Annotated in this window: 23 protein-coding genes; 14 read left to right on the top strand and 9 right to left on the bottom strand. The window is 64.9% G+C overall.

Annotated features, from left to right (window positions below; all coding sequences use genetic code 11):
* The first annotated feature begins 69 nt into the window (after nucleotides 1-69).
* Nucleotides 70-669, top strand: a complete 600-nt coding sequence (locus tag AAEO60_RS13890; RefSeq protein WP_341674306.1) for a hypothetical protein — start codon at nucleotides 70-72, stop codon at nucleotides 667-669.
* Between the two features lie 19 nt (nucleotides 670-688).
* On the opposite strand, the gene fabI is transcribed toward AAEO60_RS13890, so the two are convergent.
* Genes fabI through AAEO60_RS13875 form a run of 3 tightly spaced genes read right to left on the bottom strand, consistent with a single transcriptional unit; the run spans nucleotide 689 to nucleotide 3,521 of the window.
* Nucleotides 689-1,492, bottom strand: a complete 804-nt coding sequence (gene fabI / locus AAEO60_RS13885) for an enoyl-ACP reductase FabI (RefSeq protein ID WP_341674305.1) — start codon at nucleotides 1,490-1,492, stop codon at nucleotides 689-691.
* On the bottom strand, nucleotides 1,489-2,514 hold the full coding sequence (locus AAEO60_RS13880) for a YihY/virulence factor BrkB family protein (RefSeq protein ID WP_341674303.1): 1,026 nt from the start codon (nucleotides 2,512-2,514) through the stop codon (nucleotides 1,489-1,491). Before AAEO60_RS13880 ends, fabI begins: the two co-directional genes overlap by 4 nt.
* Before the next feature lie 53 nt (nucleotides 2,515-2,567).
* The gene (locus AAEO60_RS13875; protein WP_341674302.1) at nucleotides 2,568-3,521 is read right to left on the bottom strand and encodes a DnaJ C-terminal domain-containing protein; all 954 of its coding nucleotides are present in this window, start codon (nucleotides 3,519-3,521) and stop codon (nucleotides 2,568-2,570) included.
* Between the two features lie 217 nt (nucleotides 3,522-3,738).
* Between AAEO60_RS13875 and pdxH the strand changes: the two genes are divergently transcribed.
* From pdxH to AAEO60_RS13860, 3 genes are read left to right on the top strand one after another with little or no spacing between them, the layout of a single operon-like run.
* Nucleotides 3,739-4,353 carry a pyridoxamine 5'-phosphate oxidase gene (gene pdxH, locus AAEO60_RS13870; RefSeq protein WP_341674301.1) on the top strand — a complete coding sequence of 205 codons (615 nt, stop codon included), beginning with the start codon at nucleotides 3,739-3,741 and terminating at the stop codon, nucleotides 4,351-4,353.
* Nucleotides 4,350-5,297, top strand: a complete 948-nt coding sequence (locus tag AAEO60_RS13865) for a cation diffusion facilitator family transporter (protein WP_341674300.1) — start codon at nucleotides 4,350-4,352, stop codon at nucleotides 5,295-5,297. Before pdxH ends, AAEO60_RS13865 begins: the two co-directional genes overlap by 4 nt.
* Nucleotides 5,294-6,112: a PhzF family phenazine biosynthesis protein gene (locus AAEO60_RS13860; protein WP_341674299.1), complete on the top strand. Its 819-nt coding sequence runs from the start codon at nucleotides 5,294-5,296 to the stop codon at nucleotides 6,110-6,112. The genes AAEO60_RS13865 and AAEO60_RS13860 overlap by 4 nt, the downstream gene beginning before the upstream one ends.
* Here the strand turns inward: AAEO60_RS13860 and AAEO60_RS13855 are convergent.
* Nucleotides 6,097-7,239 (bottom strand): serine hydrolase domain-containing protein, encoded by a 1,143-nt coding sequence (locus tag AAEO60_RS13855; protein ID WP_341674298.1) that lies wholly within the window; start codon nucleotides 7,237-7,239, stop codon nucleotides 6,097-6,099. The two genes, AAEO60_RS13860 and AAEO60_RS13855, sit on opposite strands and share 16 nt — an antisense overlap.
* A 32-nt stretch (nucleotides 7,240-7,271) precedes the next feature.
* On the opposite strand from AAEO60_RS13855, the gene AAEO60_RS13850 reads away from it, so the two are divergent.
* On the top strand, nucleotides 7,272-7,619 hold the full coding sequence (locus tag AAEO60_RS13850) for a hypothetical protein (RefSeq protein ID WP_341674297.1): 348 nt from the start codon (nucleotides 7,272-7,274) through the stop codon (nucleotides 7,617-7,619).
* On the opposite strand, the gene mnmA is transcribed toward AAEO60_RS13850, so the two are convergent.
* A complete protein-coding gene (mnmA, locus tag AAEO60_RS13845; protein ID WP_341674296.1) occupies nucleotides 7,616-8,767 on the bottom strand; it encodes a tRNA 2-thiouridine(34) synthase MnmA in 1,152 nt (383 codons plus the stop codon). The two genes, AAEO60_RS13850 and mnmA, sit on opposite strands and share 4 nt — an antisense overlap.
* Before the next feature lie 116 nt (nucleotides 8,768-8,883).
* On the opposite strand from mnmA, the gene AAEO60_RS13840 reads away from it, so the two are divergent.
* The 7 genes from AAEO60_RS13840 (at nucleotide 8,884) to AAEO60_RS13810 (ending at nucleotide 16,458) form a co-directional block, all read left to right on the top strand.
* Nucleotides 8,884-9,222: a hypothetical protein gene (locus tag AAEO60_RS13840; protein ID WP_341674295.1), complete on the top strand. Its 339-nt coding sequence runs from the start codon at nucleotides 8,884-8,886 to the stop codon at nucleotides 9,220-9,222.
* Nucleotides 9,219-9,518: a CtrA inhibitor SciP gene (gene sciP / locus AAEO60_RS13835; protein WP_120076290.1), complete on the top strand. Its 300-nt coding sequence runs from the start codon at nucleotides 9,219-9,221 to the stop codon at nucleotides 9,516-9,518. The genes AAEO60_RS13840 and sciP overlap by 4 nt, the downstream gene beginning before the upstream one ends.
* A 123-nt stretch (nucleotides 9,519-9,641) precedes the next feature.
* The gene (locus AAEO60_RS13830; RefSeq protein WP_341674294.1) at nucleotides 9,642-9,908 is read left to right on the top strand and encodes a GlsB/YeaQ/YmgE family stress response membrane protein; all 267 of its coding nucleotides are present in this window, start codon (nucleotides 9,642-9,644) and stop codon (nucleotides 9,906-9,908) included.
* 154 nt (nucleotides 9,909-10,062) lie between these two features.
* Complete coding sequence (locus AAEO60_RS13825) at nucleotides 10,063-10,329, top strand: GlsB/YeaQ/YmgE family stress response membrane protein (protein WP_341674293.1); 267 nt, start codon at nucleotides 10,063-10,065, stop codon at nucleotides 10,327-10,329.
* Between the two features lie 253 nt (nucleotides 10,330-10,582).
* On the top strand, nucleotides 10,583-11,758 hold the full coding sequence (locus AAEO60_RS13820; protein WP_341674292.1) for an efflux RND transporter periplasmic adaptor subunit: 1,176 nt from the start codon (nucleotides 10,583-10,585) through the stop codon (nucleotides 11,756-11,758).
* A 10-nt stretch (nucleotides 11,759-11,768) separates the two neighbouring features.
* A complete protein-coding gene (locus tag AAEO60_RS13815; RefSeq protein ID WP_341674291.1) occupies nucleotides 11,769-15,194 on the top strand; it encodes an efflux RND transporter permease subunit in 3,426 nt (1,141 codons plus the stop codon).
* Nucleotides 15,195-15,249: 55 nt separating this feature from the next.
* Nucleotides 15,250-16,458, top strand: coding sequence for a DUF445 domain-containing protein (locus AAEO60_RS13810; protein WP_341674290.1), 1,209 nt, complete (start codon nucleotides 15,250-15,252; stop codon nucleotides 16,456-16,458).
* Here AAEO60_RS13810 and AAEO60_RS13805 read toward each other — a convergent pair.
* The 3 genes from AAEO60_RS13805 to AAEO60_RS13795 all read right to left on the bottom strand — a co-directional run bounded on the left by AAEO60_RS13805 (nucleotide 16,455) and on the right by AAEO60_RS13795 (nucleotide 19,110).
* The gene (locus AAEO60_RS13805) at nucleotides 16,455-17,366 is read right to left on the bottom strand and encodes a hypothetical protein (protein WP_341674289.1); all 912 of its coding nucleotides are present in this window, start codon (nucleotides 17,364-17,366) and stop codon (nucleotides 16,455-16,457) included. The genes AAEO60_RS13810 and AAEO60_RS13805 overlap by 4 nt on opposite strands.
* Before the next feature lie 71 nt (nucleotides 17,367-17,437).
* Nucleotides 17,438-18,364: an electron transfer flavoprotein subunit alpha/FixB family protein gene (locus tag AAEO60_RS13800; RefSeq protein WP_341674288.1), complete on the bottom strand. Its 927-nt coding sequence runs from the start codon at nucleotides 18,362-18,364 to the stop codon at nucleotides 17,438-17,440.
* The gene (locus AAEO60_RS13795) at nucleotides 18,364-19,110 is read right to left on the bottom strand and encodes an electron transfer flavoprotein subunit beta/FixA family protein (RefSeq protein WP_341674287.1); all 747 of its coding nucleotides are present in this window, start codon (nucleotides 19,108-19,110) and stop codon (nucleotides 18,364-18,366) included. The genes AAEO60_RS13800 and AAEO60_RS13795 overlap by 1 nt, the downstream gene beginning before the upstream one ends.
* A gap of 134 nt (nucleotides 19,111-19,244) precedes the next feature.
* On the opposite strand from AAEO60_RS13795, the gene AAEO60_RS13790 reads away from it, so the two are divergent.
* Nucleotides 19,245-20,123, top strand: a complete 879-nt coding sequence (locus tag AAEO60_RS13790) for a DUF6265 family protein (protein WP_341674286.1) — start codon at nucleotides 19,245-19,247, stop codon at nucleotides 20,121-20,123.
* Nucleotides 20,124-20,126: 3 nt separating this feature from the next.
* Here the strand turns inward: AAEO60_RS13790 and sucC are convergent, their stop codons facing one another.
* Entirely contained in the window at nucleotides 20,127-21,326 is a 1,200-nt protein-coding gene (gene sucC / locus AAEO60_RS13785) for an ADP-forming succinate--CoA ligase subunit beta (RefSeq protein WP_341674285.1), read from the bottom strand.
* A gap of 105 nt (nucleotides 21,327-21,431) precedes the next feature.
* Between sucC and AAEO60_RS13780 the strand changes: the two genes are divergently transcribed.
* On the top strand, nucleotides 21,432-22,208 hold the full coding sequence (locus AAEO60_RS13780) for a 3'(2'),5'-bisphosphate nucleotidase CysQ (protein WP_341674284.1): 777 nt from the start codon (nucleotides 21,432-21,434) through the stop codon (nucleotides 22,206-22,208).
* Nucleotides 22,209-22,313 lie beyond the last annotated feature (105 nt).

Genomic DNA, 22,313 nt, shown 5'->3' with positions numbered 1-22,313 from the left:
GCCAATTTCATCGCGCGTTCAACCGCTAGGGTGCCAAGTGCCCACGAACGCCAGACCTAAGGATCGACCATGATTCGCAAGCTTGCCCTTACCGCCACGACTGCCATCGCCATGGCAATGATCGCCACGCCTGCCGCTGCGCAGGATGAAGGCGGCGACCGGGTCAACACCGTCATCATCTACGGCGATGACGAGTGCCCGCAGTCGACCGACGAGATGATTACCGTCTGTGCGCGGCTGGACGAGAGCGAACGCTATCGTATCCCCTCGCGCCTGCGCCAGTCGAGCTCGCCCGAGAACGAAAGCTGGACCCAGCGCGCGCTGGCCCTCGAAGCCGTGGGCGATTTCGGACCGCTCAGCTGCACGCCTGTCGGGATCGGCGGAGACCTCGGCTGCACGGTCGACATGATCGAACAGGCTTATGCCGAGCGCGCCAGCTCGTCCGACGTGCGCTTTTCCCAGCTGATCGCCGAAGAGCGTGCCGAGCGCCTCGCCACGATCGACGCCGATGCCGCGTTGACGCAGGCCCGCGTCGAGGAACTGGAACGGATAGAAATGGAACGTCGCAGCCGGGCGCAGGGCGAAGACCTGCCGGGCGAGGATGAAGCGGGTGAAGTCGAAGAGGTCGATCCCGACGCGATCCCGGAAGGCCCGCCTCCCGGCCCGTAAGGCCGAGACTGGCTGGCTATCAGGCCAGCGAGATATCCGGAGCGTCTTCCTGCTTCATCCCGACGACGTGGTAGCCCGCATCGACGTGGTGCACTTCGCCGGTCACGCCCGATGACAGGTCCGACAGGAAGTACAGTCCCGAACCGCCGACGTCCTCGATGGTGACATTGCGGCGCAGCGGTGCGTTGAGCTCGTTCCACTTCAGGATGTAGCGGAAATCGCCGATGCCGCTGGCAGCCAGCGTCTTGATCGGTCCGGCGCTGATCGCGTTGACGCGGATATTTTCCGGCCCCAGGTCATTGGCGAGATACTGCACGCTGGTTTCCAGCGCGGCCTTGGCCACGCCCATCACGTTATAGTGCGGCACGACCTTCTCGGCCCCGTAATAGGTCAGCGTGATGATCGATCCGCCGTCCTTCATCAGCGGCCGCGCGCGCTTGGCGGCGGCGACCAGCGAATAGGCGGAGATGTTCATCGTCATCAGGAAGTTGTCGAGGCTGGTGTCGACATATTTCCCGCGCAGTTCGTTCTTGTCGGAAAAGCCGATGGCGTGGACGAGGAAGTCCAGCTTGCCCCACCTCTCCTCGATCTTGGCAAAGGCGGCGTCCATGGCGTCCATGTCGCCAACATCGCATTCTATCAGGAAATCGCTGCCCACCCGTTCGGCCAGCGGACCGACGCGCTTGGCCAGCGCTTCGCCGGGATAGGAAAAGGCCATCTCCGCGCCGTGCTCGTACAGCTTCTGCGCGATCCCCCAAGCCAGCGACTTGTCGTTGGCCAGGCCCATGATCAGCCCCTTCTTACCCTGCATCAGTCCACTCATGTGGCCTTGTCCTCCGCTTTTCCTGCCGTGCCGTCCACTTCGCCCTGTTCCTGCGCCAGCCGATCTTTCTCCTCTTCGGGAGTTTCGGCCAGCGCTGCGTTGAGCTCGGCACCTGCAACTATCCCTAAGCCCACCAGCCAGAAAAAGAAAAGCGTGATCATGAAGCCGGCGAGCGATCCGTAGGTGAGATTGTAGGCAAACACGCTGCGCAGGATTGGCGGGAACGCCGCCGTGACCAGCAGCCACCATACCGTGACCAGCAGGGCGCCCGGCCACTTGTGATAGCGCCGCGCGCGATATTCCGGCGGCACCAGGGCGATGAACAGGATCCAGATCGATCCGAACAGCGCGAGCGCGGTAACCAGCCGCGACAGCGTCAGCTCGGCTAGCGCATGGCCGAGATCGGGGAAATAGACGGCAATCGAATCCTGCGCGGCAGAGATGACGACCTGCGCCACCAGCGACACGATGAGCAACAGCACCCCGCCGACGATGATGCCGATCGAACCGATGCGGTATTTCCAGAACGGCTGCGACGCCTTGATGCCGTACGACCGGCGCAGGATGTCACGGATCGTCTCGATCAGGCTGCCCGCGGTCCACAGGCCGACCACCGCACCGACCCACAGCAACAGGCCGCTGCGCGCTTCGACCACGTCGCGTGCGACCGGGCCGATCACGTTGGCAACGGTGGGTGGCAGGGCGGAAACGAAAGCGTTGATGGTCGCCATGCGATCGGCATCTTCACCCAGCGCGGAAAAGATCGCTGCTGCCGTGATGAAGAAGGGGAAGATCGCCAGCAAAGACATGTAGGCCAGGTTGCCCGCATGGATCGTGCCATCGCTGAAACAGCCGACCACCACCCGGCGGATGACTTCGAAGAAACGGCTGTCACGTCCGAACTTGTGGTGGAAGGTGGTGACATGGCCACCGGATTGCACGAGGCGGCGACGCGCCTCGGGCGAAATGTCCGAAGGAGGGCGAGAGGTCGTCTCGTCGTCGGGGAGTGCCTTGTGCACCATCAGGTCCGGGTTCTATCAGCCACGGCGCTGCTGTCGAGGCGGCAGCAAGGGGATCAGACGCCCATCGACTCGCGCGGGTTGTCCTTGTCCTGCCAGCCTTCGAGGCGGGAGGAGAGGTCGGACAGGTCTTCCGGCAAGTGGATTTCCAGCGTCACCAGCTGGTCGCCGCGGCCGCCGCTTTTCTTGCTGAAGCCCTTGCCCTTCATCCGCAGGACCTTGCCCGAGCTGGACCCGGCTGCGACGGTGAGCATGACCGGGCCGTCGACCGTGGGTACCTTGATCTTGGCCCCGTTCACCGCCTCGTTGAGGCGGATCGGCAGGTCCAGCCGCACGTCATCGCCTTCGCGGTAGAAGAACGGATGCGCCTGCACGTCGATCACCACGATGCCGTCGCCATTGCCGCCGGGGCCCGCCTGGCCCTTGCCCTTCAGGCGCATGGTGGTGCCATCCTCGACCCCGGCCGGCAGGGCCAGATCGATGGTCTTGCCGTCAGCCAGGGTGATGCGCTGCTTGGTGCGCGTGGCTGCATCCACGAAAGGCACGGCCAGCTTGTAGCGAATGTCCGCACCCTTGCGCGGGGGCGGAGGCGGCGGAGAGCGGAAGCCCGACTGCTGGCGCCGGCTACCGGGGCCGCCGCCGCGTCCGAACAGGCCTTCGAACAGGTCGGAAAGGTCCATTTCCTCGCCGCCGCCGAAGCCTTCGAAATCGCGCGGCGAATATCCGCCGGCGCCATTGCCGCCGGTGCGTCCGCCATAACCGCCGCCCATACCGAAGGGCATGGAGGGGTTGCCCTCGGCGTCGATCTCGCCGCGGTCGAACTGTGCGCGCTTGTCCTTGTCGGACAGCAGGTCGTAAGCCTGCGTGACCTTGCTGAACTTCTCCGCGGCCTGCGGATTGTCCTTGTTGCGGTCCGGATGCAGTTCCTTGGCGAGCTTGCGATAGGCAGACTTGATGTCTGCCTCGCTCGCGGAACGGCTCACGCCGAGAAGTGTATAGGGGTCGCCCATGGTGTGTTAGCTAGGTAATGCGGGGGCATTAGGCAAGAAGAAGCCTTCCCTACGCCTTTAGGGCGCGATAGGTGCGGCGACATGACAGTTGTTCCTGCCATTTCGCGTCTCGGGCTTGCCAGCGCGCGGTGCGGCGGGATTTCTTATTCAGGACACTGTCACACCTGTAACACCTTGGGGCCTAACCCCTTGATCGGCAACGAAATGGATCGTGACGATGGCTGACAATGCGCTTCCCGATAGCGACCCCATGGGCCTGTTCGACGCCTGGTTCGCCGAAGCGCGCGAAACCGAGCCCAACGATTCCAACGCCATGGCGCTGGCCACCGCCACCCCCGATGCCGTGCCGTCGGTGCGCATGGTGCTGCTGAAGGGCCATGATGATCGCGGCTTCGTCTTCTACACCAATGCCCAGAGCCGCAAGGGCGGCGAGGTGCTGGCCAATCCGCAGGCCGCGCTGCTGTTCCACTGGAAGAGCCTGCGCCGCCAGGTCCGCATCGAAGGCCCGCTGGAGGAAGTGACGGCGGAAGAGGCCGACGCCTACTTCCACTCGCGCCCCTTCGTCAGCCAGGTCGGCTCGGCCGCCAGCGACCAGTCGCGCCCGCTGGATAGCCGCAGCACCTATACCGACCGTGTCGATGCCCTGCGCGCAGAATACGAGCCTGCGGGCGAAGTGCCGCGCCCGCCGCACTGGACCGGCTTCCGGGTCAAGCCGGTGGCGATCGAATTCTGGATCGACCGGCCCAACCGCCTGCACGAACGGCGCCGGTTTACGCGCGATGACAGTGGCGAAAATGGGGGCGGCTGGACCAGCACGCTGCTCTACCCGTGACGACGTCGATCCACGAACGCGCCAAGCTGACGCGCAGCGCGGCCATCGCCTCCATCGTCACGGCGCTGTTCCTGGCGGGCATGAAGATCTGGGCTGTCCTGCAGACCGATTCGACCGCCATGCTCGGCAGCCTGGCCGACACCTCGCTCGACCTGATTGCCAGCGTGGGAACGCTCGTCGGCGTGTGGATCGCAGCCCGGCCTGCGGACGAGACCCACCGCTTCGGCCACGGCAAGGCAGAGGCGCTGGCCGCCATGTTCCAGGTGGTGCTGATCGCCATGTCGGCGGTGGGCCTCGCCTACCGCGCCATTGACCAACTTCTGCTGGGGGCCCGCCCGACCGGCGCTGACGAGGGCATCATCGTCTCCGTGCTGGCCATTGTCGGCACGCTCGCGCTGCTGGCATGGCAGCGGCACGTGATCCGCAAGACGGGCAGCCTGGCGATCTCGACCGATCACCTGCACTACAAGTCGGACCTGCTGCTCAACCTTGCGGTGATCGCGGCGCTGGTGCTCGACACCTACCTCGCGGTTTCCGGCGCGGACGCGCTGTTCGGCCTGGCAATTGCGCTGTGGCTGGCCTGGGGCGCCTGGCGCGCCGCGGGCGAGGCCATCGACCACCTGATGGACAAGGAATGGCCCGAGGAGAAGCGCGAGGCTTTCCTCGAAGTGCTCGCACGCCATCCCGAGCTGCGCGGCGTGCACGACCTGCGCACCCGCACCAGCGGTGCGCACGACTTCGTGCAGTTCCATGCTTCGGTCGATCCGTCGATGACGGTGGCCGAAGCCCACCGGATCATGGACGAGATCGAAGAACGCATCGAGGTCGAGTTCCCCGGGGTCGAGGTGCTGATCCACCCCGATCCGGAAGGGCTGTTCGACGAGACCGGCATTGCGGTGGAGGAACTGCTGCCCGGTGTGCGTGAAGAAAAGGAAGACGAATGAGCCGCCAATCGATCCCCTACTGGCACGTCGATGCCTTCGCTGGCCAGCCTTTCGCGGGGAACCAGGCGGCGGTGGTGGTCTTCGAAGACAGCTATCCGGACGATGCCGTGCTGCTCGCGATTGCCGAGGAGAACCAGTTCGCCGAGACTGCCTTCCTGCTGCGCGATGCGAGCGGCGAAGCAGATTGGGAACTGCGCTGGTTCACCCCGGCCATGGAGATTCGCCTCTGCGGCCACGCCACCCTGGCGAGCGGCCACGTCCTGCTGGAGCGGGACCGCGGCGAGCAGGTCACCTTCCGTACGCGCAAGGCCGGTATCCTGAAGGTAAGTCGCGATGGGAAAGGCTATGCGCTGGCCTTGCCGGCCATTCCAACCGAGCCGGGCGAATGGCCCGAGGCTGTCGAACTGCTGGGTGCCACGCCGCGCGAGGTCTGGCTCAACCCCGATCGCTACGGCGTCTACCTGTTCGACAGCGCCGATGAGGTGCTCGCACTCGATCCGGACTTGCGCGGGCTGAAGGCCCTGGGCGACGACCAGTTCATCTGCACCGCTCCGGGCAAGGATACCGACGTGGTCAGCCGCGTCTTCGTGCCGGGCGGCGGCGTGGACGAAGACAGCTTCACCGGCTCGGCCCATGCCGTGCTGACCCCGTTCTGGACCCGGCGGCTGGGGCGCGACAGCTTCACCGCCTTCCAGGCCTCGCAGCGCGGCGGGCATGCGACCTGCACGCTGGCCAAAGATCCGTCAGGCGACCGCGCCGTGCTCGGCGGGGACTGCGTGACGGTGGTGGAAGGACGCTTCTACCTCGAGGGGTAAAGCGCCACGAGCCGCTCCAGCGCGTCGACCAGCGCGACGCGGTCCTCGTTGTCGGTCTTGCCGAGGTGCACGACGGTCAGCTGCTGGCGCGGCGATACGATCACGTATTGGCCAAGGTGGCCGACGGCGGCGAAAATGCCGTCGTCGATGGCGCCGCCGAACAGCTCTTCGCGGTCCGTTTCGCTCGGCCGGTTGAGCCAGAGCTGCGCGCCGTAGTCTGGCGAGGCAGGGCTCGGACGGCGCATGAACTCGATCCAGTTGCGCGGCACAAGCTGCACCCCGCGCACCGATCCGCCGTTGCGCAGGAACTCGCCGAACCGCGCCCAGTCGCGCGGGGTGGCCCAGAAGTGGCTGCCGCCCACCAGCGTGCCGCTGGCATCGAACTCTCCGGTCAGCGAATCCATGCCCAGCGGTGCGGCCAGCCGGGCCTCGATGAACTGCTCCATCTCCCGCTGCCGCTCGTCGGGAGAGGCGTCGGGGGCCAGGGTGTTGCCGGCAATGTCGGAGAGGATGACTGAAGTCGCAGTCGAAAAGGCAAAGGTGCTGCCGGGCTCGTACTCGAGCGACTGCGCTTCGGCCCATCCGGCCATGTCGTCGCGCCCGTCGAGGAACAGCATGCGCACTTCGTCCGACTTGTAAGCGGGTTCGCGGGCTTCCTCGTGATGCAGGCCGGAGCGCATCTGCAGCAGGTGGCGCAGGGTAATGCCGCTGCGCGGGTCGCCCGCACGCTGCCACAGCGGGACCGGTGCCGGGTCGTCCAGCCGCAAGCGGCCGTCGGCGACCATCATGCCGAGCAGGACTGCGGTCACGGACTTGGACATGGACCAGCCGGTGAAGCGCATGTCCGCGTCGTAGCCTTCGCCGTAGCGTTCGGCGACCACCTCGCCCTGGTGCAGGACCAGCAGGGCGCGGGTATCGCCAAGGTCTTCGGCGGTGAACAGTTGGTCGATCGCGCGGGCGAGGGGCTCGCGCGGCACGCCCGGGTCTTCGCTGACGGCTTCCATGGCGGCCGCGGGCAAGGGGGGCTCCGGCGGCGGACCGTTCTGCGAACAAGCCGCCAGCAGCGCCAGCGCAATGAGGCTTGGCGCGCGGGTGGAGAGGCGGCTAGGGAACAGGAGAAGCGTCATCGGCGCACCGTCTTTCCTGCAGGACCTTGCAAATGGCAACCGCAAATCAGGCTGGCCCGCACCGCAGAGGCCGCCGGCTCAAATGGCTGCTGCTCCCGGCCGCCGTGCTGGGCGCGGGCGGCTGGTACTTCCGCGCCGAGATCGACGGCTTTTCGCAGGCCGGAACAGGCTATGCTGCCAAGACCGCCTGCTCCTGCCGTTATGTCGGCGGGCGCGCGCTGGGGCAGTGCGAGGATGACCTGCTGCCGTCCATGTGGGCTATCTGGCTGACCGAGGACGAGGCCGAACGGAGCGTCACCGCGCGGATCCCGCTGATCGAGAGCACGACCGCCACCTACGACGAGAACTACGGCTGCGTGCTGGAGCCTTGGGAAGGTTAGGCCTTCTCGGTCCCTTCGATCCAGCCGCCACCGACCACCCGGTCACCGGCGTAGATCACCGCAGCCTGGCCCGGCGCCACACCGAATTCGGGTGTCGCAAAACGGATCGTCGCCGCCGCGCCATCGCCCAGCGAGCCTTCCAGCGTGATCGGCACCGGCCTGGACATCGAGCGGACCTTGGCGGTCAGCGGGACGTCAGGCAGGGGGCCGATGCGGTTGGTCTCGACGATCTGCGCGGCGGACACGGCGAGCATGCGCTTGGGCCCCACCAGCACCTGCGCGGCTTCGGGGTCGAGGCCGACCACGTAGAGCGGTTCCGGCTGGCCGCCGATCTCCAGCCCGCGACGCTGGCCGACGGTGTAGTGGATGATGCCCGGATGCTGTCCCAGCACCTCGCCGCTTTCGGCATGGACGATCTCGCCCGCCCTGGCTCCTTCGGGCCGCATCTTCTTCACGATCTTGGCATAGTCGCCATCGGGCACGAAGCAGATGTCCTGGCTGTCCGGCTTGTTCGCCACCACGAGGCCGAACGCCTCGGCAATGGCGCGGACCTCGGTCTTGGGCAGGCCGCCCAGTGGAAAGCGCAGGTAGTCAAGCTGCGCTTCGGTGGTGGCATAGAGGAAATAGGACTGGTCGCGTGCGGGATCGAGCGCGCGGTGAAGCTCGACGCCATGATCGGTCTCGACCCGGCGGACATAGTGGCCGGTGGCCAGGCAATCGGCACCAAGCTCCTTCGCCATGCGCAGCAAGTCCGTGAACTTGGGCCCCATGTTGCAACGGATACAGGGGATCGGCGTGCGTCCGGCGAGGTATTCGTCGGCAAAGGTCTCGACCACTTCCTCGCGAAAGCTCGACTCGTGATCGAACACGTAATGGGCGATGCCCAGCTTGTCTGCCACCATGCGTGCGTCGCGAATATCGTCACCCGCGCAGCAGGCGCCCTTGCGGCCCGTCGCCGCGCCATAGTCGTACAGCTGCAGGGTAATGCCCATCACCTCTGCACCCGTGGCGGCAGCGAGCGCGGCCACTACCGACGAATCGACACCGCCCGACATGGCGACCACGATCCGGCATTCGGCAGCAGGCCGGGGCAGGTCGAACAGGGTTTCGGGGTTAACCGAAACCGGGAGATCGGCGGCAATGGTCATGACGCGGCGGCGCATACACGCAGCAGCGCATAGGTGAAACCCCGTCTGCACCCCTCAAGGTTCGGTTAAGAGGTTCTTTACCGCATGTTGACAGTTGCCCCCTAAAGCTTGTCACCATGTTCGAGGGAAAGCCTCCATTTTCGCCTGAAGCGCCCAGTGCAGCCGCCGAAGAAACGGCGGGGGATGCACTGTCCGAACTGACTTGGTCGGACCTTGTGGCCAAGTTGGAGGCAGCGCGTGATCTGCGCGCTTCTCTGGCGACAGCCGAAGACGCGACCCTGGCCAGCTTCGACGCGGGGTCGGCGCGGCACCTTGCGCTGCATCAAGAACCGACGCGGCACGAGGAGTACGAACGGAGCGTTAACCATGATGATTTAGGCAATGGCAAAGGGGCATGCGGCAAAGCAACTGAAGGCGCTGACCGTACGCAACCTGCCATCCGAGGTAATACATGATTGAGAACCAGAAAATCCGACCGGCGCAGGTGATTGGCCCCCTTGGTGAGCCGCTCACCATTGATGATCTTCCTTCGCCGAAGACAAAACGCTGGGTCGTACGGCGCAAGGCCGAGGTCGTGGCTGCGGTCAACGGTGGCCTGCTCACCATCGACGAGGTGCTCGAGCGCTACAACCTGACGCTTGAAGAATTCGCCGGCTGGCAGCGCGCGGTCGACCGCTCGGGCATGCAGGGCCTGCGCGTCACGCGCATCCAGCACTACCGCGACCTATACGAGCGCCAGCTCAAGTACTGAGTTCCTCGCGGCGGCCGACAGCGCCAACGGACCAATAGCAGCGCACTCTCGGAACAGAGCGCCCCCGACAACGTTCTTTTACCTGTTAGCCCCATCGAGGGCGAGGCAGAATGAGGAAACGTTATGGGCTGGATTGTTGCAATTATCGTCGGCGGTGTGATTGGCTGGATTGCCAGCATGATCATGGCCCGTGATGCCTCCATGGGCATTCTCTGGAATATCGTGGTCGGCCTCATTGGCTCGCTCTTGGGCGGGTGGATCGGTTCGACCTTTCTCGGCATTGGTGCGACGTTGACCGCATTCAGCCTTCCCGGACTGCTGATGAGCCTGATCGGCGCTGTGGTGTTGCTGGCCATCGTGAACCTGATCCAGCGAGGCCGCGTGCGCTAAGCGCCAAAGGCGTCAGCCAAATTCAAGATAGGGAAAGAGGCGGATGGCTACGGCTTTCCGCCTTTTTCAATTGTAGATCGCACGCCTGCCTATATGCTCGCCTCGACAGGAGGGGAGTCGCCGCGCGGCTGCCCCGGCAAGGGGAGGACTGACAATGGACCTTTTTGTTGAACATGGCTGGCTCGGCTGGATCATCGTCGGCGGCCTGGCAGGGGCACTCGCCAAGCTGCTGATGCCCGGCAAGGATGGCGGCAGTATCATCATGACAATCCTGCTCGGCATTGCCGGCGCAGCAGTGGCCGGTTTCCTCGGCAATGCGATCGGCTGGTACGAGCAGGGCGAAGGCCCGGGCTTCATCGCTGCCGTTGTCGGCGCGCTGATCCTGCTGGTGATCTATCGCCAGGTGAAGAAGCGGGGTTAGTCCCGGCCTGTTGCGGAAGGCTTTTTCGCAGACAATTTGTTACAAATGCGAAGAGGGTGGAAAACCGCTGTTTTCCGCCCTTTTTCGCGCTTGAAATACCGTTTCATCGAACCGGATCGCTGCTTTGCAGAAGCCTGCATTGCGCCTTGCCGTCCATCGGCGCTATGGGGCGGCTCTACGGCCATTGGGGCTGGTCGCGCCGCCTGCGCGCCTGTGCTAGGCCTGCGCTTGCAATGGATAAGGCATTTAGCCGATGAATTACGAGACGACGGTGGACCTTTCCGACACCGAAAACGGTATGACGCTGGACGAACAGGCCGCGCGCCGCAAGCGCATGTGGGTCGTCTTGGCCATCGTGCTGGCTGGCGCGCTCATCGCGGCGCTCATGTTCAGCCGCGGCGAGGAAGAAGTTCCGTTCGCTGCTGAGGGCCGCGAGACCATTCCCGCCGTTACCGTGGTCTCGCCGGGTGCCGGGACTCTGGAGGGCGTTATCAATGCTACTGGTACGCTCGCCGCTCGCCGCGAAATGCCCGTCGGCGTTACCGGTGAAGGTGGCCGCGTCGTGTCCGTCGCTGTTGAGCCGGGTGACTGGGTCAACGCCGGACAGGTACTGGCCGTCATCGACCGCTCCGTGCAGAGCCAGCAGGCCAACGCGCAGGCAGCGCAGATCGAAGTTGCACAAGCTGACGCCAACCTTGCCCAGGCCAATCTCGACCGTGCGATGCAGCTGGTGGAGCGCGGCTTCATCAGCCAGGCCGATATCGATCGCCTGACCGCCACACGCGACGCGGCCGTGGCGCGTGTCGCGGTTGCCCGTGCGCAGCTGGCAGAGCGCCGTGCGCGTAACGCCCAACTCAATATCGTCGCTCCGGCCGCTGGGCTGGTGTTGACACGCGAAGTCGAGCCGGGACAGACGGTCAGCGCCGGTTCGGGCGTGTTGTTCAGCATAGCCCGCGGCGGTGAAATGGAGCTGTTGGCGCAGATCGGTGAAGCCGAGCTGGCCGAAATCGGCCTCGGCGCAACGGGCCGCGTAACGCCAGTGGGCACCGATGAATCTTTCGCCTGCCAGGTGTGGCAGAAGTCCCCCGTGATCAACGAGCAGACCCGGCAGGGCACTGCGCGCTGCGCCTTGCCGTACAATGCCGCGCTGCGTCCGGGCGGCTTTGCCTCGATCGAGCTGGCCAGTGAAACCGTGGTCGCGCCGCGCCTGCCCGAAAGCGCCGTGCTGTCGGATGACCGCGGCAACTATGTCTATATTATCGACGACACCAACCACGTTGTCCGCCGCCCTGTCGAGCTCGGCATGATCCGCGATGACGGCATCGTCATTGCCTCCGGCCTGACCGGCGACGAGCGCGTGGTGATGCGGGCTGGCGGCTTCCTGAGCGAGGGCGAAGAAGTTCGCCCTGTTACCGAAGCGGCAGACTGAGGCCGACAAGGTGGATTTCCGCAACATCTCCGCTTGGTCGATCCGGAACCCGATCGTCCCCATCCTGGCCTTTATCGGCCTGATGCTGGCTGGCATCTTCGCTTTCCAGGACATGGACATCCAGGACCAGCCGGACATCGAATTCCCGGTGGTGCAGGTCAGCATTTCGCAGCCGGGTGCCGCCCCGCCCGAAGTCGAAAACCAGATCACCCAGCGCGTCGAAGCTGCCGTGCAGACGCTCGACGGGATCGAGAGCATCCGGTCGACCGCGTCAGAAGGCAGCTCGTTTACGCGCATCGAGTTCGCGCTCGGCACCGACATCGCCGAGGCGGTGAACGAGGTGAAGAGCGAGATCGACAACATTCGCGGCGAACTGCCTGACGGCATTCTCGAACCGCGCGTGTTCAAGCAGCAAACCAGCTCGCAGCCGATCGTCTCGTTTGGCGTTGCCGCTGACGACATGACGATCGAGCAGCTCAGCTGGTTCATCGACGACACGGTGACCAAGGCACTGTTGACGGTCGATGGCCTTGCCGAGGTCAGCCGCAGCGGCGGCGTCGACCGCGAGATCCTGGTGATCCTCGATCCGGGCCGGATGCAGTCGCTCGGCGTCACTGCCAGCCAGGTCAACTCGGCGTTGCGCCAGCTCAACCTGAACGCTGCGGGTGGCCAGGCCGAGATCGCCGGTTCGCGCCAGTCGGTGCGCGTGCTGGGTAATGCCGAAGATGCCTACGCGTTGTCGCAGGCGCAGATTGCGATCGGCGGTGGCCGCACGGTCAAGCTGTCCGATATCGCCGAGGTTACCGATTCCTACGGCGAGATCACCACGGTCGCCAAGGTCGACGGCAAGCAGGTCGTCACCTTCTCGATCACCCGCGCGCGCGGCGAAAGCGACGTGCGCGTCTACGACGAGGCGATCGAAGTCCTGCAACAGCTGGAAGAAGCCAACCCTGGCGTCACCTTCACCCGCCTCTTCACCGAAGTCGACTACACCCGCGACCAGTACGAAAGCTCGATGGCATTGCTCGTCGAAGGCGCGTTGCTGGCCGTGGTCGTGGTGTTCCTGTTCCTGCGCGACTGGCGAGCCACCATCATCGCCGCGCTGGCGATTCCGCTGTCGGCCATTCCGACCTTCTATTTCATGGACCTGCTGGGCTTCTCGCTCAACACGATGTCGCTGCTCGCACTCGGTCTGGTGGCCGGTGTCCTTGTCGATGACGCCATTGTCGAGATCGAGAATATCGTGCGCCACATGCGCATGGGCAAAAGCGCCTACCAGGCCTCTATCGATGCGGCCGACGAAATCGGCCTGCCGGTGGTGGCGACCACCTTCTGTATCGTCGCGGTGTTCCTGCCCGTCGGCCTGATGCCCGGCATTTCCGGACAGTTCTTCAAGAACTTCGGCCTGACCGTGGTCGCCTCCGTGCTGATGAGCCTTGCCGTTGCGCGACTGATCACGCCCATGGTGGCGGCCTATTTCCTCAAGGCCAAGGGCATTGCCGAACACGGCGAAGGCCCGATGATGGACCGCTACATGAAGGTCCTGCGGTGGTCGCTCGACACCACGGCCTTCCGCAGGATGCGCGAGCGCATCGGCTTCACGCCCACGCACTGGGTAATACAGTCTGCGGCCGTGGTAACAGGCTTGGCGATCCTGGCCGTGCTGCTGGGCCCCACTGGCCTGCTTGGTTGGCTTGGTCTGGCCGATGGAATCGGTCTGGGCACACCGTTCATGTTCCTCTTCACGCTGTTGGCGGCTTACATTGCCGGCGGCCTGCTGATGTTTGTTGTCGGCCTGCTGGTGGGGCTGGTTGTTGGCTATGACAGCAATCACTTCACCCGGCGGACGCGTTATCTTGCCGCCCGCTTCCTCGACCACCGCGTGTGGATGATGCTGGTGGGCATGGTCGCCTTGCTCCTGACGGTCCTGATCGCGGCCAGCGTCCCACAGCAGTTCTTCCCCAACAACGACAGCGACTTCAGCCGCGTCAGCGTTTCGATGGTGCCGGGCACGACGCTCGAGCAGACCGAAGAAGTGGTCGACCGGATCGCCGCGCGCCTGAGCGAGGAGCAGGAGGTTGCACTGGCGCTGGGCATTGCCAACGAAGGCTCGGGCCGTATCAGCCTGGTCCTGCGCGATGACCGAGAGCGCACCTCCATGCAGTTCGAACAGGAATTGACGCCGGTCCTGCAGGATATCCCTGACGCCCGCATCAATTTCCAGAACCAGCAGGGCGGCGGTGGCGGTACCGGTCGCGCCATCTCCATCATGCTCTCCGGCTCCGATCCCGAGGTGCTGTTCGACGCGGCGGGCATCCTGGTGGAGCAGATGGAAACGGTTGAAGGTGCGGTTGCCCCGCGCATCGACTATGACTTGCAGCGCCCCGAGCTTATCATCGAACCGCGTACCGACCTTGCCGCGTCGCTGGGAGTCACGACCTCGGCGCTGAGCCAAGCGATCCGCATCGCCACGCTGGGCGATATCGACCAGAACGTGGCCAAGTTCTCGCTGTCGGACCGGCAGATCCCGATCAGGGTGCGCCTGGCCGAAGGTGCCCGACGCGACCTGTCGACGATCCAGAACCTGCCGGTGCCCACCGCCAGCGGCGGTTCGGTGCCGCTCAGCCGGGTGGCGGACATCTCGCTCGGCATGGGTCCGACCTCGATCGAACGGTACAACCAGAACCGCCGCGTCTTTGTCGGCGTCGATATCGCGCCCAACGTGGCGCGCGGCAACGTGCTCAACGACATCAACGCCCTGCCGATCATGGAAAACCTCCCTACCGGCGTCTCCAACCAGCCGGTCGGCGCGGACGAGTGGCAGCAGGATCTGCTCAACAACTTCGTCACCGCCGTGGTGACAGGCCTGTTCCTCGTCTTTGCCGTACTGGTCCTGCTCTACCGCCGTCTCGTCTCGCCGCTGGTCAACATGACCTCGCTGGCACTGGCACCGCTGGGCGGCTTCATCGCGCTGGTGATTGCGGGCCTGCTCAAGGACGGGCAGCCGATGCCGGTCTCGCTGCCGGTGTTCATCGGTATGCTGATGCTGCTGGGCATCGTGGCCAAGAACTCGATCCTGCTGATCGACTTCGCTATCGAGGAAATGGAGGCAGGCAGGGACAAGCTGACAGCGATCATCGAAGCCGGTCACAAGCGTGCGCAGCCGATCGTCATGACCACCGTCGCCATGACGGCGGGCATGGTGCCGACCGCGCTCTCGCTCTCGGGTGACAGTGCCTGGCGCGCGCCCATGGGCACGGTGGTGATCGGCGGCCTGCTGCTGTCGACGGCGCTGACCCTGCTGATCGTGCCGGCTGGCTTCAGCCTGGCCGACGGGCTGGAGAAGAGGCTTGGCCCGTGGCTGCGCGATCGCCTGCTGACCTACAAGCCGGGTGACGAAATTCGCGGGAAACGGGAGCCGGAGCCTGCCGAGTAAGCGGAGCCTGACCGTGCAAGGCGGCGCTGCCCTGCCGCCCGATCGGGCGCGCCGCATGCGAATCACTGCCACCCTGCTGCTGGTAGGAATGGGCGGGGTTTTCCTCGGCGCGCACCAGATGCTGGGCGTCCACCCGGCCTGGGGTTACGTCCACGCTTTCGCCGAAGCGGCCATGGTTGGCGGGCTGGCAGACTGGTTCGCCGTCACCGCCCTTTTCCGCCACCCGCTGGGCATCCCGATCCCGCACACCGCGATCATCCCGTCCAACAAGGACCGGATTGCCGACACCATGGCGCAGTTCCTGCAGACCAACTTCCTCACGCCGGTGGTGGTGGCGCGGCGCATGCGCGAGATGAACGTGGCGAAGGCGGCGGGCGACTTCCTCGTCAAGCGTGGCGACAGCACCGAAGGCCGCCTGCGCGCGGGCGCGGCGCAGCTGTTCGTGGACTTGCTCGAATCGCTCGATCCGGACCGGTTGGGCATGCAGGTAAAGGCAGGCCTCGCGCGGCAGGCGGAGAAGATCGACATATCCCCGCTACTTGGCCGCATGCTCGAAGCGGCCATTGCCGACAATCGCCACCAGCCACTGATGGACGGGATGATCCGCTGGGCGGGCCTGACGCTGGAAGACAACGAGGAAATGGTGCGCGACATGGTGCAGGAGCGCGCCAATGCCGTGATCCGCTGGACGGGCCTCGACGGTCGGCTGGCCAACTCGGTGCTCGACGGGCTCTATCGCCTGCTGGCCGAGATCCTCGTCAATCCCGATCATCCGCTACGCGGCAAGGTGCAGGAAGGGCTGGAAAAGCTGGCGCATGACCTGCAGCACGATCCCGAGACGCGCGCCAAGATCGAGAAGCTGAAGAACGACTTGCTCGCCAACCCGGCGGTGTCCGACTGGTGGCAAGGCGTGTGGGAGCGCCTGCGCCTGTCGCTGATCGCATCGATCCGCAATCCGGACCAGGCCATGGGCGGCCAGGTCGGTCACAGCCTCGCCGAGCTGGGCGAGACGCTGCGCAGCGATCCGGTTCTACAAATGCAGGTCAACCGGTTTGCCCGCCGCACGCTGGTGGGCACGGTCAACCGTTACGGCGAACAGATCGTGGGCCTCGTCTCGCACACGGTGAAGAGCTGGGATGCCAGCACGGTCACCACCCGCATCGAGCGAGCCGTGGGGCGTGACCTGCAATTCATCCGCATCAACGGTACGCTGGTGGGTGGCCTCGTTGGCGTGACCATCCACCTGCTGACCGAAGTGCTCTAACGCCGCCGTCCGCCAAAGGGCCGCGTCAGGCCGAATATCGGGTCCACCGTCCAGTAGCTGGCAATGGGATTGCCCTCGGCATCGAGCGCGGGGGTGAACTCGCCGTTCTCCAAGATCTGCTCGCAGATGGATTCGTTGGTGTCCGCATCCAGCGAGGGCCAATGCACGTGGCAGGCCGTGGGCTCGCCCTCGGCGCTCACCATCACGCGCACGGGATTGGCGCCGCCGCCCAGCAGCGGGAAGTCCCCGAAGCCGATCGTGCCGCTTGCCAGCCACTCGTAGGCCGGGCCGACGGGCGCGGCGCGGCGTGTCATGGTCTGGTGCGCTTGGTAGTCGAGACCCCAGACGCGCAGCAGGTCGTCCGTGCACGCCTGCAGGGCTTGCATCGGTCCGCGCATGTAGCCGGTTTCGATCCTGATGGGTTGGCGGAGCCCTTCGTCGAGCAGCAAGGCATTGATGCCGGTGGCGAAGGCCAGCTCGTCTTCGCGATTGTAGACGGCGGTGAGGTCTGGCGGGCCTGACGGCACTTCGTCAAACTGGATCAGGCCGAGGTTGAAAAAGGCGCGTCCGTCCGCCGTTTCGGAACGCAGGAAACGCGCGGTGCGCTGCACGTTCTCGGGCTGGTAGCGATAGCCTATCTCTTCTGTGCCACGATAAGGCACAATGACGTCGCCAACCAGGATCAGGCGCGCGAAATTCTCCGCCCGATTACGTTCGAGCGCAAAGGCGATCTCGTCGCTGCCGTTGGCAAAAACCGCGGCGAGGCGGCAATAGTCATCGCCAGCATCAAGGCTCCACGAACCCTGCATGGTGAAACTGCGCGGCGATTCGTCCTGCGCAAATGCCGGTGTGGCGGTGACGGCCAGAAATGCCGATGCCGCAGTCGCAATTACCTTTCCGATAGCCATGTAAACTCTCCTCCCAGCGCGATTTTATCGCGCTGGGAGGAGGTTTCAATGACTTTGTCCGGAGTGGCTCGTCAGAGCTTTTCGGTCAGTTCCGGCACCGCGTTGAAGAGGTCTGCCACGAGACCGATGTCGGCGACCTGGAAGATCGGCGCATCGGGGTCCTTGTTGATGGCGACGATGGTCTTGGAGTCCTTCATCCCGGCAAGGTGCTGGATCGCGCCGGAGATGCCGATGGCGATGTAGACTTCGGGTGCCACGATCTTGCCGGTCTGGCCGACCTGGTAGTCGTTGGGCACATAGCCCGCGTCGACCGCCGCACGGCTCGCGCCGATGGCCGCGCCGAGCTTGTCTGCCAGGGGAGTGATGTACTGCTCGAAGGTTTCCGCGTCCTTCAGTGCGCGGCCGCCAGAGACGATGATCCCGGCACTGGTCAGCTCGGGACGGTCGCTCTTCACCGCGTCGAGGCCGACGAACTCGGACAGGCCGGCATCGCCGGGGCCGCTGGCCGCTTCGGTGCTGGCGCTGCCGCCGCTGGCCTCGGCCTTGTCGAAGGCCGTGGTGCGTACGGTGATCACCAGCTTGGAATCGCTGCTCTCGACGGTAGCGATGGCATTACCGGCATAGATCGGACGCTTGAAGGCCTTCGGGCCTTCGACGCTGATAATGTCCGAGACCTGCATCACGTCAAGCTGGGCAGCAACGCGTGGCAGCACGTTCTTGCCCGTGGTCGTGGCAGGTGCGAGCACGGCATCGTAGCCATCCATCAGGCCTGCGATCAGCGGCGCGACGTTTTCGGCCAGGCCTTGGGCATAGGCAGCATCGTCAGCCACCAGCACCTTGTCGACACCGGCGATCGCGGCATGGGCCTCACCGGCAGCGGAGGAGCCGGCCACCAGCACGTGCACCGGACCGCCGAGGGCAGCGGCAGCGGTTACGGTAGCGAGCGTGGCATCGGCGATATCGTCGCCATGCGGTTCAGCAAGTACAAGAGCAGTCATCAAATGGCTCCCAGGGCTTTGAGCTTGGCGACCAGCGCATCGACGTCTTCCACGATCTCGCCGGCCTGACGGACGGGCGGTTCGGAGACGTTGGTGATGGCGAGGCGCGGAACGATATCGACGCCGTAATCGGCGGGGGTCTTGGTATCGAGCGGCTTCTTCTTCGCCTTCATGATGTTGGGCAGCGACGCATAGCGCGGCTCGTTGAGGCGCAGGTCGGTGGTGATGATCGCGGGCAGCGACAGCTTCACCGTCTCCAGGCCGCCATCGACTTCGCGGGTGACCGATACGCTGTCGCCATCAATCTCAACCTTGCTCGCGAAGGTGCCCTGCGGGCGGTTCATGAGGGCTGCCAGCATCTGTCCGGTCTGGTTGCTGTCATCGTCGATCGCCTGCTTGCCGAGCATCACGATGCCGGGCTTTTCTTCCTCGGCAATCGCCTTGAGGATCTTGGCCACCGCGAGCGGCTCGACCGCTTCGTCGGTCTCGACCAGCACCGCGCGGTCCGCGCCCATGGCGAGCGCCGTGCGCAGGGTTTCCTGCGCCTTGGCCGGGCCGATGCTCACGGCCACGACTTCCTCGGCCTTGCCGGCCTCTTTCAGGCGCAAGGCTTCTTCGACGGCAATCTCGTCGAACGGATTCATGCTCATCTTGACGTTGGCAAGATCGACGCCCGATCCGTCCGCCTTCACGCGCGGCTTCACATTGTAGTCAATCACCCGCTTCACGGGGACGAGGATTTTCATGGTCCTGCCTTCTCCACAGTGTCTTGTGTGCCGCTTATGTAAACGACTTAACGTATAGGTCAAGCAACAGTGCTTTACCGTTCAGGGCACTGGCCTTAGCCTGATTTGCCAGCGACTGTAAGAAGGACTCGCCGATGCGCCTGCACGTTCCCGCAATGCTGCTTCTCGCGAGCCTAGCCTTCCCCGCCGCGGCGCAGGAAACGCGCGTCGCCGAAGCGGGGCACGTAGCCCCCGCTGCCACGGTGGAAGACCTTGCCTGGCTGTCCGGTGGATGGAGCGGTCCGGGCATTGGCGGCGCGCTATCGCACGAGAGCTGGCTGCCGCCGGCCGGTGACACGATGGTCGGCCTGTTCGTGCAGGAAGACGGCGACGGCGGCCTGATGTTCACCGAGCACATGTACATTGTCGAGGAGGAGAACGGCTCGCTCGCGGTCCTGCTCAAGCACTTCAACGCGGACCTGACCGGCTGGGAAGAGCGCGACGACATGGTCCGTTTCCCGCTCGTCGCGCTGGAGGACTGCGCGGCCTACTTCAATGGCCTCACCTATCGCTGCGATGGCGACGACGGGCTGGTAGTCGCCGTGCGCATGAGCAATTCCGATGGCACCACCGGCGAGCTGGTGTTCAACTTCCGCCGCGCCGAGACGGCAATGCGGCCGACGCTCTGCCCCGATGCCATGACCACCGTCGATCTCGACCAATGCCACGTCGAAGTTCTCGCCCGCGCCGAGGAGCAGCGCGCGACCTACCTCGCGGCAGCGCTGGAACAGTACGCGGACGAGCCCGATGTGGCAGATCGCATCCGCGCTTCTGACGAAGCCTTCACGGCCTATCGCGATGCCGAATGCGGTGCGGTGCTGCAAAAGTGGATCGACGGCACGATCCGCGGGATCATGACGCTATCGTGCCGCATCGACATGACCGACGCGCGCACGCACCTGCTTTGGGAAAATTGGCTGACTTACCAGGACTCGAGCCCGCCGGTCCTGCCGGAACCGGGCCCGAGCCGGTAGGGATCAGGCGGCTTCCTTCACTTCTGCCACGATCTTCCTGGCGGCATCGCCAAGGTCGTCGGCGGGGATGATCGGCAGGCCGGAGTTGGCGAGGATGTCCTTGCCCTGCTGCACGTTGGTGCCCTCGAGGCGCACCACCAGCGGCACGTCCAGCTCGACTTCCTTGGCCGCGATCACGATGCCCTCGGCAATGGTGTCACAGCGCATGATGCCGCCGAAGATGTTGACCAGGATGCCCTTCACCGCCGGGTCCGACAGGATGATCTTGAACGCGGCCGTCACCTTCTCGGTGGTGGCGCCGCCACCCACGTCGAGGAAGTTGGCCGGAAACGAGCCGTTCAGCTTGATGATGTCCATGGTCGCCATGGCAAGCCCTGCGCCGTTGACCATGCAGCCGATATCACCGTCCAGCTTGATATAGGCGAGATCGTACTTGCCGGCCTCGACCTCCATCGGGTCTTCCTCGGTCTCGTCGCGCATGGCTTCCACGTCAGGATGGCGATAGAGGGCATTGCTGTCGAAGCTCATCTTGGTGTCGAGCACCAGCAGCTTGCCGTCTTCGGTCTCCACCAGCGGGTTGATCTCCAGCATGTCGCAATCGAGCGCAGTGAAGGCCTCGTAGAGCTTGGCTGACAGCTTCTGCGCTTCCTTGGCCAGCGCTCCGTCGAGCTTCAACGCATAGGCAACCGAGCGGCCGTGGTGCGGCATGAAGCCGGTGGCGGGATCGATGGTGATGGTATGAATCTTCTCGGGCGTGGAGTGCGCCACTTCCTCGATATCCATGCCGCCTTCGGTCGAGACAATCATGGCGACGCGGCTGGTGGCACGGTCGACCACCATCGACAGGTAGTATTCCTTGGCAATGTCGACGCCGTCGGTGACGTAGAGGCGGTTCACCTGCTTGCCGGCATCGCCTGTCTGCACGGTCACCAGGGTGTTGCCGAGCATTTCCCCGGCATCCTTGCGCACGTCTTCCACGCTCTTGGCGAGGCGCACGCCGCCCTTGGCATCGGCAGGCAGTTCCTTGAACTTGCCCTTGCCGCGGCCACCGGCGTGGATCTGCGCCTTTACGACGTAAAGCGGCCCGGGCAACTTGCCTGCTGCTTCCACGGCTTCTTCCACGGTCAACGCCGGATAGCCCGTCGGCACACCGATGCCGAACTTCGCGAGCAATTCCTTGGCCTGGTATTCGTGGATGTTCATGGAGACGGACCTTCTTCGAATGCAGAGGGGGGTTTTGCGGGCGCTAAAGCATTATCGCGCCGCGCTTGCAATCGCTTAGCGTGGCCGTCATTGGCCTTGGCACCCATGATTGACCGCATGAGACTGGAAGCGATCTGCCGCGAGGCAGGATCGATGGCGCTACGCAAGTGGCCCGGTTCTGGGCACGCATTGAAAAGCTGGGAGAAATCGCCCGGTTCGCTGGTCTGCGAAGCCGATCTCGAGGTTGACAGTTTCCTCAAGCGCGAGCTGGGCGCACTGCTGCCCGCTGCCGGCTGGTTGTCCGAGGAAACGGCTGACAGCGCCGAACGACTCGGGAAGGACCTTGTTTGGCTGGTCGATCCAATCGACGGGACTCGCGATTTCATCCGGGGACGGCATGGCTGGGCCGTATCCGTGGCGCTGGTTTCGGCCGGACGGCCCCTGCTCGGCACCCTCGTGGCGCCGTCGCGCGGCGAGGTCTGGTCAGCCACGGCAGGCCGCGGGGCTTGGCTCAATGGCCAGCGGCTGCGCGCCAGCACGCGCACGGAGTTCGCCGGGGCACGGGTTCCCGTGCACGACCTGCCCAAGGAAGACCAGGACCTGGTCAAGGTCGACCAGCCCAATTCCATCGCGCTGCGCATCGCCATGGTCGCAGATGGTCAGGCCGATCTTGTTGCGACGTTGCGCTGGGGTTTCGAGTGGGACGTGGCCGCTGCCGCGCTGATCGCGCGCGAGGCAGGCGCTGCGGCGACGGACGCCTTCGGCAAGCCCCTCGCTTACAACAAGCGCGATCCGCGCGCCTTCGGCCTGCTGGTCAGCGCGCCGAAGATCCACGAAGCGGCCGTCGAACGGCTGGCGGACCGGGCAAATCGCTTGTCTTAGGTCCGCGCGGGCAGTCGCCCTTGCGGTCCGCTGGGCGCAGACCGTTCCAGTCAGTTACGCCGGAATGGAAAAAAGCTCGGGCGCGACCGCGCGCCCGAGCTTTTT

Origin of the sequence: Aurantiacibacter gilvus (assembly GCF_038289935.1) — a bacterium.
In the GTDB taxonomy this organism is placed as follows: Bacteria; Pseudomonadota; Alphaproteobacteria; order Sphingomonadales; family Sphingomonadaceae; genus Alteraurantiacibacter; species Alteraurantiacibacter gilvus.
This window is presented reverse-complemented; position numbering and strand designations above follow the sequence as displayed.